General features: G+C 65.8%; 12 protein-coding genes and 1 tRNA gene. 7 read left to right on the top strand and 6 right to left on the bottom strand.

The annotated features are described in order from the left end of the window. Nucleotides 1-3: 3 nt before the first annotated feature. On the bottom strand, nucleotides 4-885 hold the full coding sequence (gene serB, locus QZ755_RS03880) for a phosphoserine phosphatase SerB (RefSeq protein WP_294319934.1): 882 nt from the start codon (nucleotides 883-885) through the stop codon (nucleotides 4-6). Between serB and miaA the strand changes: the two genes are divergently transcribed. The 6 genes from miaA to leuA all read left to right on the top strand — a co-directional run bounded on the left by miaA (nucleotide 884) and on the right by leuA (nucleotide 8,215). Further along, entirely contained in the window at nucleotides 884-1,816 is a 933-nt protein-coding gene (miaA, locus tag QZ755_RS03875; RefSeq protein ID WP_294319932.1) for a tRNA (adenosine(37)-N6)-dimethylallyltransferase MiaA, read from the top strand. The genes serB and miaA overlap by 2 nt on opposite strands. Nucleotides 1,817-1,901: 85 nt before the next feature. Then, complete coding sequence (locus QZ755_RS03870; protein ID WP_294319930.1) at nucleotides 1,902-3,647, top strand: acetolactate synthase 3 large subunit; 1,746 nt, start codon at nucleotides 1,902-1,904, stop codon at nucleotides 3,645-3,647. A gap of 141 nt (nucleotides 3,648-3,788) precedes the next feature. Next, complete coding sequence (gene ilvN / locus QZ755_RS03865) at nucleotides 3,789-4,304, top strand: acetolactate synthase small subunit (protein WP_294319926.1); 516 nt, start codon at nucleotides 3,789-3,791, stop codon at nucleotides 4,302-4,304. Between the two features lie 56 nt (nucleotides 4,305-4,360). Then, nucleotides 4,361-5,380, top strand: coding sequence for a ketol-acid reductoisomerase (gene ilvC / locus QZ755_RS03860; protein ID WP_066689820.1), 1,020 nt, complete (start codon nucleotides 4,361-4,363; stop codon nucleotides 5,378-5,380). Between the two features lie 330 nt (nucleotides 5,381-5,710). Then, nucleotides 5,711-6,316, top strand: coding sequence for a YceI family protein (locus QZ755_RS03855; protein WP_294319923.1), 606 nt, complete (start codon nucleotides 5,711-5,713; stop codon nucleotides 6,314-6,316). 222 nt (nucleotides 6,317-6,538) lie between these two features. Continuing rightward, nucleotides 6,539-8,215 carry a 2-isopropylmalate synthase gene (leuA, locus tag QZ755_RS03850; protein WP_294319921.1) on the top strand — a complete coding sequence of 559 codons (1,677 nt, stop codon included), beginning with the start codon at nucleotides 6,539-6,541 and terminating at the stop codon, nucleotides 8,213-8,215. A gap of 213 nt (nucleotides 8,216-8,428) precedes the next feature. Here leuA and QZ755_RS03845 read toward each other — a convergent pair whose 3' ends face one another. The 4 genes from QZ755_RS03845 to QZ755_RS03830 are packed head-to-tail and all read right to left on the bottom strand — an operon-like array spanning nucleotide 8,429 to nucleotide 13,960. Continuing rightward, nucleotides 8,429-11,104, bottom strand: coding sequence for a valine--tRNA ligase (locus QZ755_RS03845; RefSeq protein WP_294319919.1), 2,676 nt, complete (start codon nucleotides 11,102-11,104; stop codon nucleotides 8,429-8,431). A gap of 46 nt (nucleotides 11,105-11,150) precedes the next feature. Beyond that, a complete protein-coding gene (locus tag QZ755_RS03840; RefSeq protein ID WP_294319987.1) occupies nucleotides 11,151-11,678 on the bottom strand; it encodes a DUF2497 domain-containing protein in 528 nt (175 codons plus the stop codon). Between the two features lie 32 nt (nucleotides 11,679-11,710). After that, on the bottom strand, nucleotides 11,711-13,282 hold the full coding sequence (locus QZ755_RS03835) for a TolC family outer membrane protein (RefSeq protein ID WP_294319917.1): 1,572 nt from the start codon (nucleotides 13,280-13,282) through the stop codon (nucleotides 11,711-11,713). A gap of 6 nt (nucleotides 13,283-13,288) precedes the next feature. Then, complete coding sequence (locus tag QZ755_RS03830) at nucleotides 13,289-13,960, bottom strand: protein-L-isoaspartate O-methyltransferase (protein WP_294319915.1); 672 nt, start codon at nucleotides 13,958-13,960, stop codon at nucleotides 13,289-13,291. Between the two features lie 169 nt (nucleotides 13,961-14,129). Between QZ755_RS03830 and QZ755_RS03825 the strand changes: the two genes are divergently transcribed. After that, nucleotides 14,130-14,203: transfer RNA gene (locus QZ755_RS03825), tRNA-Cys, on the top strand. Between the two features lie 88 nt (nucleotides 14,204-14,291). Here QZ755_RS03825 and QZ755_RS03820 read toward each other — a convergent pair. Further along, the gene (locus tag QZ755_RS03820) at nucleotides 14,292-15,887 is read right to left on the bottom strand and encodes an isocitrate lyase (protein ID WP_294319912.1); all 1,596 of its coding nucleotides are present in this window, start codon (nucleotides 15,885-15,887) and stop codon (nucleotides 14,292-14,294) included. Nucleotides 15,888-15,889: the final 2 nt, after the last annotated feature.

Genomic DNA, 15,889 nt, shown 5'->3' with positions numbered 1-15,889 from the left:
CGATCAGCCCGCCGCCCAGTCGGCGGGCGCGATCCCCTGTATATAAAGCAGCGCGGTCAGGTCGTTGTGATCGATCCGCACGCCCGCCTCCGCCGCGACGATCGGTTTCGCATGGTAGGCGACGCCCAGCCCCGCGCGGCGGATCATCGGCAGGTCGTTGGCCCCGTCTCCGACCGCCAGCGTCGCCGCCGGGTCGATCCCCAATTCCTCGATCGCCGACAGCAACGTCACTTCCTTGGTCGTTGCATCGACGATCGGCTTGCGTACCTTGCCCGTCAGCCGACCATCCTCGATCAACAGCCGGTTGGCGATCATCCGGTGAAAGCCGAGTTCGGTGCCGACTGGCTCGGCAAAGCGCGTGAAACCGCCCGAGACGAGGATCGTCGTCGCCCCGCGCGCGCGCATCGTCTGGATCAGGGTCTTCGCGCCGGGCATCAGCTTGACCCGTTCGTCGAGGCAGCGCTGGATCGCCGCTTCCTCCAGCCCTTCCAGCAACGCCACCCGTGCGTCGAGCGCCGACGCGAAATCCAGTTCGCCGCGCATTGCCCGTTCGGTGACCTCGGCGATCTGCCGCTTGATCCCCGCATAATCGGCCAGTTCGTCGATGCATTCGACGGTAATCATCGTCGAATCCATGTCGGCGACCAGCAGCTTCTTCTCGCGGTTCGCCGCGGGCTGCACCGCGACATCGGTATGGGCGAACACCCCTTCCAACGCCGGACGCGCTGCGGCAACCTCTTCGGCAAAGCGGATATCGGCGGCGCGGCCTTCGTCGATCCATGTCCAGCCTTCGACCTGGCACCCGGCGGTATCGAGCCGATCGGCGGCAGCGGAAATATCGCCCGCAGCGATCGATTCGGCTGCTATCAGCGTGGCGATGAACATGGCGAAATCTCCTGACCGTCCGAGGCTCGCGCTCATCGCAGGCCCGACCGCCAGCGGCAAGTCCGCGCTGGCGATCGATGTCGCGCGTCGCCACGACGGCATAGTCATCAATGCCGACAGCGCGCAGGTCTATCGCGACCTGCGCATCCTGTCCGCCCGTCCTTTGCCCGCAGAAGAGGCACAGGCGCCGCACCGCCTGTTCGGTCATGTCGACGGTGCCGAACCCTATTCGACCGCACTGTGGGCGCGCCAGGCGGCGGTCGAGATCGATGCGGCTCATGCGGCGGGGAAGCTGCCGGTGCTGGTCGGTGGCACCGGCCTGTATCTCCGCACGCTGATCGACGGCATCGCCCCGGTGCCGGACATCGCCCCCGACATCCGCGCCCGTATCCGCGCGCTTCCACTGGATCAGGCGGTGGCCGAACTCGCCGCCCTCGACCCCGAAGCCGCTGCCCGGCTGCGCCCGACAGATACGACCCGGATCGCCCGAGCGCTGGAGGTTGTGACCGCAACCGGTCGCACCCTGTCCGACTGGCAACGCGACCGGATCGGCGGGATCGGCCACCGGATCGCGCTGTCGGCGCTGCTGCTGTTGCCCGACCGCACTTGGCTCACCGATCGTTGCGACCGTCGACTGGCGCACATGTTCGATGACGGCGCGGTGGAGGAAGTCCGCACGCTGCTCGCCCGAACCGACATCGCACCCGACGCCCCGGTCCGCCGCGCGATCGGCGTGACAGAAATCGCACGGTGGCAGGCGGGGCACGACACCCGCGAAGAGGCGTTGACCGCCGCCCGCAATGCCACCCGCCAATATGCGAAACGGCAATATACATGGTTCCGCAACCAGCCCCCGAGCGAATGGCTTCGCACAAGCGAAACGGAAAGATGCGTACTATGGCGTCAAATCGACACATTATTACATACATGATGGTTGACACGCATGTTTCATGCGACTAGCGACGCCACTCCAACGGTGCTATTGCGCCCGCGAGATAACGAAGGAGCGAATACCCATGCCCGAGAAGAGTGGAGCCGCCATCTTGGTCGAGGCCCTCGTCGATCTCGGCGTGGAAGTCGTATTCGGCTATCCCGGTGGCGCGGTGCTGCCGATCTACGATGCGCTGTTCGAACATAGCCGGATCAAGCACATCCTGGTCCGCCACGAACAGGCGGCAACCCATGCGGCGGAGGGCTATGCGCGCTCGACCGGCAAGCCCGGCGTCGTGCTGGTCACATCCGGCCCCGGCGCGACCAACGCGATCACCGGCATCACAGACGCGCTGCTCGATTCGATCCCGATGGTCGTCATCACCGGGCAGGTTCCGACCGGGTTGATCGGCACCGACGCGTTTCAGGAGGCCGACACCGTCGGCATCACGCGCCACTGCTGCAAGCATAATTATCTGGTGAAGGACCCGGCGAAGCTTGGCCATGTCATCCATGAGGCGTTCCACATCGCCACCGCCGGCCGCCCCGGCCCGGTCGTGATCGACATTCCCAAGGACGTGCAGGTCGCGACCGCGCGCTACACCAAACCCGGCCCGATCCAGCACAAGACCTACCGCCCGAAGGTGAAGGCCGACCGCGCGCAGATCGAGCAGGTCGTCAACATGCTGGCCGCGGCAGAGCGTCCGGTACTCTATACCGGCGGCGGCATCATCAATTCGGGTCCGGGCGCGTCGCAGCTGCTGCGCGAACTGGCGCGGATCACCGGCGCACCGGTCACCTCGACGCTGATGGGCCTTGGCACCCTGCCCGCTTGCAACCCGCAATGGCTGGGGATGCTGGGGATGCACGGCACCTATGAAGCGAACCTCGCGATGAACGAGGCCGATCTGGTCGTCGCCATCGGCGCGCGCTTCGACGACCGCGTGACCGGCCGGCTCGACGCCTTCTCCCCACGCAGCCGCAAGGTCCATATCGACATCGATCGTTCCAGCGTGAACAAGATCGTGCGCGTCGACCTTGGCATCATCGCCGATGCCGGCCACGCGATGGAGGACATGGTCCGCGTCTGGAAATCGCGCCAGCATCCCAAGCCCGATCTGTCGGCCTGGTGGGCGAAGATCGATGGCTGGCGCGCAAAGCGCTGCCTCGACTTTCCGGAAAACGCGACCGAAATCATGCCGCAGCGTGCGATCCGTGCGCTGTACGAGGCGACGAAGCATTGCGCCCCGATCGTGTCGACCGAAGTCGGCCAGCACCAGATGTGGGCCGCGCAGCATTTCGGGTTCGAAGCGCCTAACAAGTGGCTTACCAGCGGTGGTCTCGGCACGATGGGATACGGCCTCCCCGCCGCGATCGGCGCGCAGCTCGGCAATCCGGGTGCATTGTGCATCGACATTGCCGGCGAAGCGTCGATCCAGATGAATATCCAGGAACTGGCGACCGCGACCCAGTATCGCCTGCCGGTCAAGATCTTCATCCTCAACAACGAGTATATGGGCATGGTCCGTCAGTGGCAGGAGTTGACCTACAGCTCGCGCTACTCGAACAGCTATTCGGACTCGCTGCCCGACTTCGTGAAGCTGGGCGAGGCCTATGGCTGGAAGGGTATCCGCATCGAGCATCCCGACGATCTCGATGCCGGTATCCAGGCGATGCTCGACCATGACGGCCCGGTGATCGTCGACTGCATGGTGGCAAAGCTCGCCAACTGCTTCCCGATGATCCCGTCGGGAGCGGCGCATACCGACATGATCCTGCAGGCGAACGAAGTCTCGGGCGAAATGGACGACGAGGCCAAGGCGCTGGTGTAACCGAACTGTCCTCCCCCGAACGGGGAGGGGGACCGCTCGAAGAGCGGTGGAGGGGGATCACCTTATACGTATCGCCGGTGGAGGCCCCCTCCACCAGCCTGCGGCTGGTCCCCCTCCCCGTGCCGGGGAGGAATTTTCAGAATGCATATCAAGACCGAACAGACCGAACGGCACACGCTGGCTGTCCTCGTCGACAACGAACCCGGCATCCTGGCGCGCATTGCCGGGCTTTTTTCGGGCCGTGGCTATAATATCGAAAGCCTGACCGTGTCGGAGATCACCGTCGACAAGGCGGTCAGCCGGATCACCATCGTCACCAGCGCGTCGCCATCGGTGATGGAGCAGATCATCGCACAGCTCGACCGGCTGGTGCCTGTCCACAAGGTCGTCGACCTGACCGTGCAGGGCGCCCATGTCGAACGCGAACTGGCGCTGGTAAAGGTCGTCGGCACCGGCGAACAGCGGATCGAAGCACTGCGTCTTGCCGAAGTCTATCGCGCACGCGTGGTCGATGCGACCGTATCGAGTTTCGTGTTCGAGGTGACGGGATCGATCGAAAAGATCGACAAGTTCACCGAATTGATGGCCGAAGTCGGTTTGGTCGAGGTTGCTCGCACCGGCATCGCCGCCATCGCCCGCGGACGAGAGGCCGCCTGAACCCATCCATCGCGAGCCGTCCATACCGGTCGCGCCAATTTCGAAAGGGAACCCACATGCGTGTCTATTATGATCGCGACGCCGATCTGAACCTCATCAGCGACAAGAAGATCGCGATCCTCGGCTATGGTTCGCAGGGCCATGCCCATGCGCAGAACCTGCGCGATTCGGGCGTCAAGAACGTCGCGATTGCGCTGCGGCCGGGTTCGGCAAGCGCCGCCAAGGCCGAAGGTGCAGGCTTCAAGGTCCTGCCGAATGCCGAAGCCGCCGCATGGGCCGACATCCTGATGATCCTGGCGCCGGACGAGCATCAGGCCGCGATCTATGCCGACGACATCCATGCGAACCTGAAGCCCGGTTCGGCGCTCGCCTTCGCGCACGGCCTGAACGTCCATTTCGGCCTGATCGAGCCGCGCGCCGATGTCGACGTCATCATGATCGCGCCCAAGGGTCCCGGCCACACCGTGCGCAGCGAATATGTGAAGGGCGGCGGCGTGCCCTGCCTCGTCGCGATCCATCAGGACGCGAGCGGCAACGCGCACGACATCGCGCTGGCCTATGCTTCGGGCGTCGGTGGCGGCCGTTCGGGCATCATCGAAACCAACTTCCGCGAGGAATGCGAAACCGACCTGTTCGGTGAACAGGCCGTGCTGTGCGGCGGCGTCACCCACCTGATCCAGGCCGGGTTCGAAACGCTGGTCGAGGCCGGCTATGCCCCCGAAATGGCCTATTTCGAATGCCTCCACGAAACCAAGCTGATCGTCGACCTGCTGTACGAAGGCGGCATCGCCAACATGCGCTATTCGATCTCGAACACGGCCGAGTACGGCGACATCGTGACCGGTCCGCGCATCATCACCGACGAGACGAAGAAGGAAATGAAGCGCGTCCTCGCCGACATCCAGTCGGGCCGCTTCGTGAAGAACTTTGTCCTCGACAACCGCGCGGGCCAGCCCGAGCTGAAGGCGGCGCGCAAGCAGGCGGCGGCGCATCCGATCGAAAAGACCGGAGCCGAACTGCGCGCGATGATGCCGTGGATCGGCGCGAATAAACTGGTCGATCAGACCAAGAACTAACGGAGTTAGTTCGTACCGATCGGCCAGACCGGCCGGCGCGACAAAGCCCGCCCTGCGGGGCGCGGCTTTGGGGCGGGTGGCCTTCAACACCCAATCGTCATTCCCGTGAAGGCGGGAATCCATATACGCACGCGTACCGCTTCTTGCCGAAACGTCAGCGTCTATGGGTTCCCGCCTTCACGAGAACGACGCAGGTTGCAAACGTACCCTCCCCCGTCCCCACGGCACCCAATCCGAAACCGATCGTTTCGCATCCGGTATTTGACCCGAAGCCCGGCCCGCCCGACAACGGCGACATCCTGACTTCGCCTCAACCGGAGAGCTAGACCGATGCGCACCCCCCTGATCCTCGCCGCCGCAATCTTCGCGGTCGCCGCCCCGACCGTCGCCCAGATGCCGGGCGCCCCCGACAAGGCGCGCGTGACTGCCGGTACCTATACCGTCGACACCGCCCACACCCAGGTCGCATGGCGCGTGAACCATATGGGCTTCACGATGCTCGACGGTCTGTTCGGCGCGACCGGCGGCACCGCGACCTTCGATCCGAAGAACCCGGCCGCCACCAAGGTGTCGATCGATTTCGACATCGCCAAGTCGCTGACCGTCACCAGCCCGCAATTCGCGCAGCACCTGCAGTCGAAAGATTTCTTCGACGTCGCGAACCACCCGACCGCCAAGTTCGTGTCGACCCGCGTGCAGCCGATGGGCGATCACTGGATGCTGGCCGGCAACCTGACCATCAAGGGGCAGACCAAGCCGGTGCAGCTGACCGTGCGCTTCATGGGCGCGGGTGAGAACCCGATGAACAAGAAGAAGAATGTCGGCTTCACCGCGACAGGTTCGATCAACCGCAGCGACTTCGGCCTCGGGATGGCCGCGCCGGTCGTGTCGGACAAGGTCGACCTGACGATCAACGCCGCATTCGTCGGCGCGTGATCCACGCGGACCATGGGTCGTTGCCCATGGCCCGCATCCGCTCTAGACATTTGCTTAGGCGCACGCCACACAGCGCGCATGTTCGGACGCCGCATCCTTCTGCGACTTAGCCGCCCTTAGGGCAGAATCGCACCGGCGTGCGCCTGCCCTGAGGGAGTATCACACCCTTTTCGGCAGATACTGGCGCGCAACCACCGCGCGCCCAAGACAGGCTGAGACGTCATGTTGCGCGATCCTTCGACCAAATACCGCCCCTTCCCGACCGTAAACCTGCCCGACCGCCAATGGCCGTCGCGGACGATCACCACCGCGCCGCGCTGGCTGTCGACAGACCTGCGTGACGGCAACCAGGCGCTGATCGACCCGATGGGCGCGGAGAAGAAGAACCGCTTCTTCGACCTGCTCCTCAAGGTCGGGCTGAAAGAGATCGAGGTCGGCTTTCCCTCGGCCGGTGCGACCGAGTTCGACTTCATCTCCGGCCTGGTCCGGCAGGATCGCATTCCCGACGATGTGTGGGTGCAGGTCCTCACCCAGTCGCGCCGCGACCTGATCGAACGCAGCTTCGAAAGCCTCGACGGCGCGAAACAGGCGATCGTCCACCTCTATAACGCAGTCAGCCCGGCATGGCGGCGGATCGTGTTCGGCATGGAGCGGTCGGAAGTCCGCGAGATCGCGGTCAACGGCGCCAAGGTGCTGCGCGACGAGGCCGCCAGGCGCCCGAACACCGACTGGCGGTTCGAATATAGCCCGGAAACCTTCTCGACCGCCGAACTCGACTTCTCGGTTGAGGTTTGTGCGGCGGTCATGGACGTGCTGCAACCCACGCCGGACAAGCCGCTGATCCTGAACCTGCCCGCGACGGTCGAGGCGGCGACGCCCAACGTCTATGCCGACCAGATCGAATGGTTCTGCCGCAACGTGCCGAACCGCGACAGCGTGGTCATCTCGCTCCACACCCACAACGATCGCGGCACCGGCGTCGCGGCGGCGGAGCTGGGGCTGATGGCGGGTGCCGATCGGGTCGAGGGCTGCCTGCTCGGCAATGGCGAACGCACCGGCAATTGCGACCTCGTGACCGTCGCGCTGAACCTCTACACGCAGGGCGTCGACCCGCAGCTTGACCTGTCGGACATCGACGAGGTCGTGAACACGGTCAATTATTGCACCCAGCTGCCGGTGCATCCGCGCACGCCCTATGCCGGCGACCTGGTGTTCACCGCCTTTTCGGGCAGCCATCAGGACGCGATCAAGAAGGGCATGGCGGCGCAGGCGGTGCGCAACGACGGCCTGTGGGAAGTCCCCTACCTGCCGATCGACCCTGCCGATCTCGGCCGCAGTTATGAAGCGGTCATCCGCGTCAATTCGCAGTCGGGCAAGGGCGGCGTCGCCTGGGTGCTGGAGCAGGACAAGGGGCTAAAGCTGCCCAAGCGGTTGCAGGCCGATTTCAGCCGCCATGTGCAGGCGATGGCCGACCAGCTGGGCCGCGAACTGAACGCCGCCGACATCTGGTCCGCGTTTCACGACGCCTATCTGCCGCAGGGCAAGGATCGCTACGCGCTGATCGACTATGCCGAGACGCACGCGCCGGGCGGCGGTCCGCCGCGTACCTTCGTCGGGCGCGTGCGGCTGGATGGCGAGGAGCGCTCGATCTCGGGCAAGGGCAACGGCCTGTTATCGGGCCTGCTCGCCGCGCTTCGCGAAGAGGGCGGCATCGACATGGACGTGGTCGATTACAGCGAACACGCCATCGGGCACGGCGCCGATGCACAGGCCGCCGCCTATCTCGAATGCAGCCTGTCCGATGGACGGCGGGTGTTCGGGGTCGGGATCGATGGCGACGTGGCGACCGCCACCGTGCGGGCGGCGCTCAGCGCGGCCAACGCGACGATGCGCGACTAAGGAACGGCGCGCAGGCGGCTATCGAAACGAAGCCTGCGCCGTCCGCCCCACCCACGTCACCCCAGCGAAGGCTGGGGTCTCTTGCGGTTCTTGCCCTGCCCCATCACCAGAAGACCCCAGCCTGCGCTCAGATGACGTGATGCGGCAAGGTTGGCGAAACAGGCCAGGTGCCCGTCATTCCAGCGTTCACCGGAGCGACGGGCACGGCCGTGCTTAGCCCAGCCGGCCCAGCGCCGCGTGCAGCCGCGCAGCCTCGGCCATCTTGTCGGCATGGTCCGCCCGCGCCTTTTCGACCGCCTCTGGCTTGGCGCGTTCGACGAAGCTCGCATTGCCCAGCCGCCCGGCCAGCGCGTCGCGCTCCTTTTCCGTCGCCGCGATCGCCTTGGTCAGGCGGGTGCGTTCGGCGTCGAGGTCGATGACCTCGCCCAGCGGCAGGACGAACGTCGCCTCGTCCACCACGATCTGCAACGCGCCACCCGCCGGTGCGTCGCCGACGACGCGATCGACCCGCGCCAGACGCGCCAGCACCGCTTCCTGCCGCGCCAGCCGTTCGCCTGTCGAGCTCGACGCATCGCGGACATAGAGCGGCAGCCGCGCGCCCGGCGGAACGTTCAGTTCGGTGCGCGCCGCGCGGATTTCGCTGACCAGGCGGATCAGCCAGTCGATCTCTGCCCGCGCGCCCGGATCGATCGCCCGTGCATCCGCCATCGGCCAATGCGCGACGATCAGGTCGTTCGACCGCTCGCCCAGCGCGTGCCACAATTCTTCGGTGATGAACGGCATGAACGGGTGGAGCATGACCAGAATCTGGTCCAGCACCCATCCCGCGACCGCGCGCGTTTCGTCACCGCCCTCGGCACCACCCTGCAGCACCGGCTTGATAAGTTCGAGATACCAGTCGCAGAACCGGCTCCAGGTGAACTGATAGATGGTGTTCGCCGCGCCATCGAAGCGCAGGTCTGCCAGCGCGAGGTCCAATGCCTGCACCGTTTCGATCGTCTCGGCGATGATCCAGCGATTGACCGCCAGTTGGGCCTTGGGCGGTTCGATCGTCGCCGACGCGCCGATGCCGTTGGCCTGCGCGAAACGGGTCGCGTTCCACAGCTTCGTCGCGAAGTTGCGATATCCCTCGACCCGCTTCTCATCCATCTTGATGTCGCGGCCCTGGCTCTCCATCGCCGCCATGAAGAAGCGCAGCGCGTCGGCGCCATAGCGATCGATCAGGCCCAGCGGATCGACGGTATTGCCCTTCGACTTCGACATCTTCGCACCATCGGCGGCGCGGACGAGGCCGTGGAGGTACAGCGTCTTGAACGGCACCTCCTTCATGAAGTGGATGCCCTGCATCAACATCCGCGCGTCCCAGAAGAACAGGATGTCGAAGCCCGAAATCAGCACATCGTTGCTGTAACGTCCGCCGAGCGTCGGGTCGGTATTATCTGGCCAGCCCAGCGTCGCGAACGGCCACAGCGCGGAGGAGAACCAGGTGTCGAGGACATCCTCGTCCTGACGGAGCGCAACGCCCTCACCCGCCTCAGCCTGCGCCTCCGCATAGGTTTCGGCGACGAACACGCGGCCGTCGTCGGCGAACCATGCCGGGATGCGATGTCCCCACCACAGCTGGCGCGACACGCACCATGGCTGGATGTTCTCCATCCAGTTGAAGTACGTCTTTTCCCACGACTTCGGCACGATCTTCACCGCGCCCAACCGCACCGCCTCGATCGCCGGCTGGGCCAGCGTCTTGGCGTCGACGTACCACTGGTCGGTCAGCCACGGTTCGATCACCACACCCGAACGGTCGCCGAACGGGGTCTGGATCGTCCGCGGCTCGGCGTCGTGTTCGACACCGTCCTTGTCGACGTGCGGGATCAGGACGCCTTCGTCCTTCAGCCGCGCGACGACCGCCTTGCGGGCGTCGGCGCTCGACAGGCCAAGGAACGGATCGGGGATCAGTCCGTCCGCCGTCTGCACGATATGCGCCCTGGCATCGAGCATGTTGAGCATGTCGCGCGCCTCGATCCCGGCACGGCGACCAACCTCGAAATCGTTGAAGTCATGCCCCGGCGTGATCTTCACCGCGCCCGATCCGAGTTCGGGATCGGCGTGTTCGTCGGCCACGATCGGGATCAGCCGGCCGGTGATCGGCAGGCGCACCTGCCGACCGATCAGCGCGGCATAGCGGGCGTCGTCGGGATGGACCGCCACCGCCATGTCGGCCAGCATCGTTTCCGGCCGCGTCGTCGCGACCTCGATTCCACCCGACCCGTCGGCGAGCGGGTAGCGCAGCCGCCAGAAATTGCCCCGGACTTCGCGTGTCTCGACCTCGAGGTCGCTGATCGCGGTGCCAAGACCAGGGTCCCAGTTCACCAGACGCTTGTCGCGGTAGAGCAGCCCTTCGCGATGCAACTGCACGAACACCTTCAGCACGGCGGCCGAAAAGCCCTCGTCCATGGTGAAGCGCTCGTTGGCCCAGTCCATCGAACAGCCCAGCCGCCGCAACTGGCCGGTGATCTGCCCGCCGCTTTCCGCCTTCCATTTCCACACCTTCGCCACGAAATCGTCGCGGGTGAAGTCGGTGCGCTTTTGCTGCTGCTGCGCCATCTGGCGTTCGACGACCATCTGCGTCGCGATGCCGGCATGGTCGGTGCCGACGACCCAGCGCGCGTCCTTGCCCTGCAACCGGGCATGGCGGACCAGAATGTCCTGCAGCGTGTTGTCGAGCGCGTGGCCGATATGCAGGCTGCCCGTCACATTGGGCGGCGGGTTGACGATGGTCCACGGCGTGGCATCGGCACGCTCGGGCCGGAACAGGCCGCCCTGTTCCCAATGGGCATACCAGCGCGCTTCGATGGCGGCGGGGTCGAAAGTCTTGGGCAGTTCGCTCATACACCGCCGCATGGCGCGGATGCGGCGGCGTTGCAAGAGAGCCGGATTATTCCCGACCGCTGATCCGCGCGATCTCGCGCGCGACCATCGATTCGACGATGCCTGGCAACTGCGCATCGAGCCATTCGCGCAGCATCGGGCGAAGCATCTCGCGCACCAATCCTTCGAGCGAATCGGACCCCGGCGTTTCCGGCTTCACCAGCATCCGCGACAATTGGTCGAGCGCGCCACGGCTCGCCTCGGCGGCGCGATCGGACACGATCGATGGCGCGGCCGTGGGAGCGGGTGCTGCAGCGACCGGTTCGGGTCCGGCCTGCGGTTCGGGGGCGCGTACCCGCTCCGTACGCGGTGGCTCGGCGCGCATCGCCTCGACGCGTGGCGGAGGGGGCGGCGCGGCGACGCTCTGGTTCAGTTCCAGCACCTCGTCACGGTCGTCGAGATCGCGGACCTGCGCGGTGCGGATCGACTTGCGTCCGCGCAACGCCTGGGCCGATCCCTCGCCCTCTTCGGCGATGATTCGCTTGATCGAGGACAGGATGTCCTCCATCGACGTTTCGTTGCTGACATCCCCCATCGCAACCCTCATTTCTCTCGCCTCTCGAACGCTTAGCTGTCGGGGTTGATGCGCGGCGTGTCAACGCCCTGCGTGGCGCGCGGGGCGCCGCCCTGCCGATTGGGGGCGTCGATGCCCTGCGTCGGGGTGTACGGATTGGGGCTGCGTTGCAGCGACGGATCGAGTTCGCGGGTGACGACCGGCGTCTGCGCCGGGCTGTTCACCGTGCTGGGCGCGACCGGCACCGGGGCCGGATCGCCGCTCCAGTCCCAGATGTTGTTGCGCACGCGGCTGTAGTTCACGGTCGGATCGTACAGCGCCCCGCCGTCGAGGCCCAGATCGCGTGCCTCCGCCTTGCCCATCGCCGCCAGCAGCGCGAAGCCCGCGACATAGGCGTCGCGCCGGGCCGATACCAACTGCACTTGCGAATTGAGCAGTTCCTGTTCGGCGTTCAGGATGTCAAGGATGGTGCGGGTGCCGACGCTGTTTTCGGCGCGCACGCCCTCCAGCGAGAGGCGGTTGGCCGCAACCTGAACTTCCGACGACTGGATCACCCGCAGCGCCGACTGCCACGCGGCAAAGGCCGATCGCGCGTCGGACACCACCGAGCGTTCGACCTGCGTCACCTGTTCGATCGCCGCACCTTCCAGCGCCTGTGCGCGGCGAATCTGTGCGCTGGGGCGGCCGCTCTGCCACAGCGGCAGGCTCATCTGCAGACCGACCTGCGCCTGTCCGCCATCCTGCTGCAGCACCGTCCCGTTGACCGACTGCGCCGAACCCAGGAAGCTGGTATAGCCGCCACCGCCGACCGCGCTGATCGTCGGCAACCGGCTGGCGCGCGCCGCTCCCACGTCGAACCCGGCGGCATCGCTGGTGCGTCGTGCGGCGATCAGCGACGGGTTGTTCGCCACCGCCACGCCGACCGCCGCATTGGGGTCGACTGGCAGGTTGGGCAGGACCGGCGGCGTGTCGAGCGTCGAGGCGGGTGCGCCGGTCGTCGCGACATAGTTTTCGCGGCTGCGGATCAGCGACGCTTCGGCATTGCGCAACTGCGCCTGCGCCGATGCCAGCCGCGCTTCCGATTGGGCGACGTCGGTGCGGGTCAGGTCGCCGACCTGGAACCGGTCCTTCGACGCCTGAAGATTTACTTCGAGGACGCGGACATTCTGCTGGTTCAGCCGTACGATCGCTTCGTCGCGAATGACGTCGTTATAGGCGGCGACGACCAGCGTGAAGACGTTCGCTTCGGTGCTGCGCAGGTTCGCACGGCCGGCATCGACGCGTGCATCGGCGGCACGGACGTTGTTGCGCACCGCCCCGCCTGCATACAGCGACTGCGACACCTGTACCTGTACGCTGCCCTGGCGCGGTGCCTGGGTGAACCCCCGGCTGGACGGGGTAAGGACATTCTCGATCACCGAGCTTTGCGTCGTCACCTGCGGCAGGCCCTGCGACCGTGCCAGCGGCACGCCCTCGTCGGTCGCACGCTGGTTTGCACGCGCGCCGGTCAGCTGTGGATTGGTGGCATAGGCGCGCGCCAGTGCCTCGCGCAGCGTCTCGGCGCTGGCCGGCCCTGCCAGCAGCGCCAGCGCCGCGGCACCCCCGATGAACTTACCCCCCCGCATCCTGTCTTACCTTGCGAACTGAAATGTCTTGGGTTTGGCGAAGCCCGGCAGCTCGACACAGCCAAGATCGGCGAAATCGACCAGCCCGAACCCACCTTCGGTACGCCGGCCCAGCGCCAGGCGGGTGACACCGCGATCGACGATACCGGTGGTCAGCCGGCCGCCGGGGGCCAGCTGCGCGACGATCGCTTGCGGCACGGATTCGACCGCACCGTCGATCACGATCACGTCATAGGGTGCGCCCTGCGCCCAGCCGGCGTTCAGCGGCCCCTCGACCACATCGACCGGGTCGTTTGCCAATGCGGTGTGCGCGGCAGCCGCCAGCGTCGCGTCCTCTTCCAAGGCGACGACGGAATCGACCAGCCGGGCAAGGACGGCGGCACCATAGCCCATCGCAGCGCCGATCAGCAGCACGCGATCGGTCGGCTGCAATTCGGCGGCGGTCAGCAGGCGCCCGGTTATGAGCGGAGGATTGATCGCGCGCCCACCGGGCAGCGGCAGCGCGGCATCGCGATAGGCCACCTCAGCCTGTGCCGGCGGCACAAAGGCCTCGCGAGGCACTCTGCCCATCGCGGCGACGACGGCAGGGTCGCTGACGGCGCTGGTGCGCAACTGGCTGACGACCATCGCGTGGCGCATCGCATCGAAATCGGGACGGGTCGGGATCGAATCGGTCATGGTGCAATCCTGTCGCACAACTGTTTTATCCGCGCAACACACATCGCGCGACAGCCGCTGTCTATCGCGACGATTGCCCGACGCCAAGGACGCCTGCGCGTATAATTTGCGCGAGCGAGGTTGACACCGGCGCGCGCGGCCCGCAAATGCCCGCCTCCCACCGTATCGAGGCGCGATGGCGGAGTGGTGACGCAGAGGACTGCAAATCCTTGCACCCGGGTTCGATTCCCGGTCGCGCCTCCAACGGTGGTGAATTTCCCCATACGATAGCGGACGGCAAAACGGGGCCACGGCATCGCCGCAGCCCCGCGTTGATGTCGTTCGTGCCGGATCAGGCTGCGAACTGGTTCATCGTATTGTGCGCGCCGCCGGCCTTCAGCGCCGCCTCGCCCGCGAAATATTCCTTGTGGTCGTCACCGATGTCCGACCCGCTCATATTCTGATGCCTCACGCAGGCGATCCCCTGTCGGATTTCCTGCCGCTGGACACCCTTCACATAGCCGAGCATCGCCGCGTCGCCGAAATATTCGCGCGCCAGATTGTCGGTGCTGAGCGCTGCGGTGTGATAGGTCGGCAGGGTGATGAGGTGGTGGAAGATGCCCGCCCGCGCGCTCGCGTCCCGCTGGAACGTACGAATCTTTTCGTCCGCCTCCTGCGCCAGGTCGGATGCGTCATAGTCGACGCTCATCAGCTTGGCGCGGTCGTAGCTCGACACATCGCGCCCTTCCTCGACCCAGCGGTCGTACACCTGCTGGCGAAAGTTGAGCGTCCAGTTGAAGCTGGGCGAATTATTATAGACCAGCTTGGCGTTGGGCACGACGGCGCGGATGCGGTCGACCATCGACGCGATCTGCTCGATATGCGGCTTCTCGGTTTCGATCCACAGCAGGTCGGCGCCGTTCTGGAGCGAGGTGATGCAGTCCAGCACGCAACGATCCGCGCCGGTCCCCTCGCGGAACTGGAACAGGTTCGACGCCAGCCGCTTCGGTCGCACCAATTGCCCGTCGCGCTCGATCACCACGTCGCCGCGCAGCGTGGCGATATCATCGACCGGTTCGCAATCGAGGAACGCATTATACTGATCGCCCAGGTCGCCCTTCGCGGTCGAATAGGCGATCTGCTTGGTCAGCCCCGCGCCCAGCGAATCGGTGCGCGTGACGATGATCCCGTCATCCACGCCGAGTTCGAGGAAGGCGTAACGACAGGCGCGCACCTTCGCGAGGAAGTCCTCGTGCGGCACCGTCACCTTGCCGTCCTGATGGCCGCACTGCTTCTCGTCGCTGACCTGATTCTCGATCTGCAGCGCGCAGGCGCCCGCCTCAATCATCTTCTTGGCCAGCAGATAGGTCGCCTCGGCATTGCCGAACCCGGCATCGATGTCGGCGATGATCGGTACGACATGGGTTTGGTAACTGTCGATGGCGTTGCTCAACCGCTGCGCCTCGACCGCGTTGCCGCCGGACCGTGCCGCATCCAGATCGCGGAACAGCAGGCCCAGTTCGCGCGCATCGGCTTGTTTCAGGAAGGTGTAGAGTTCGGCAATCAGCGCCGGGACGCTCGTCTTCTCGTGCATCGACTGGTCGGGCAGCGGGCCGAATTCGCTGCGCAGTGCCGCAACCATCCAGCCCGAAAGATAGAGATAGCGCCCCCTGGTCGTACCGAAATGCTTCTTGATCGAGATGATCTTCTGCTGCGCGATGAAGCCGTGCCAGCAGCCGAGCGACTGGGTGTAGGCCGCAGGGTCGGCGTCGTAGGCCGCCATGTCGCGCCGCATGATGCCAGCGGTATAGCGGGCGATGTCGATGCCGGTCAGAAAGCGGTTCTGCAACCGCATCCGCGCAACCGCATCCGCATCGATGCCGTCCCACGTGCCGCAATGCTGCTGGATCAGGGATGCGGCGCGGGCCGCCAGTTCTTGATAAGCCATGG

The organism is uncultured Sphingomonas sp. (assembly GCF_913776855.1).
Lineage (GTDB): Bacteria > Pseudomonadota > Alphaproteobacteria > Sphingomonadales > Sphingomonadaceae > Sphingomonas.
This window is presented reverse-complemented; position numbering and strand designations above follow the sequence as displayed.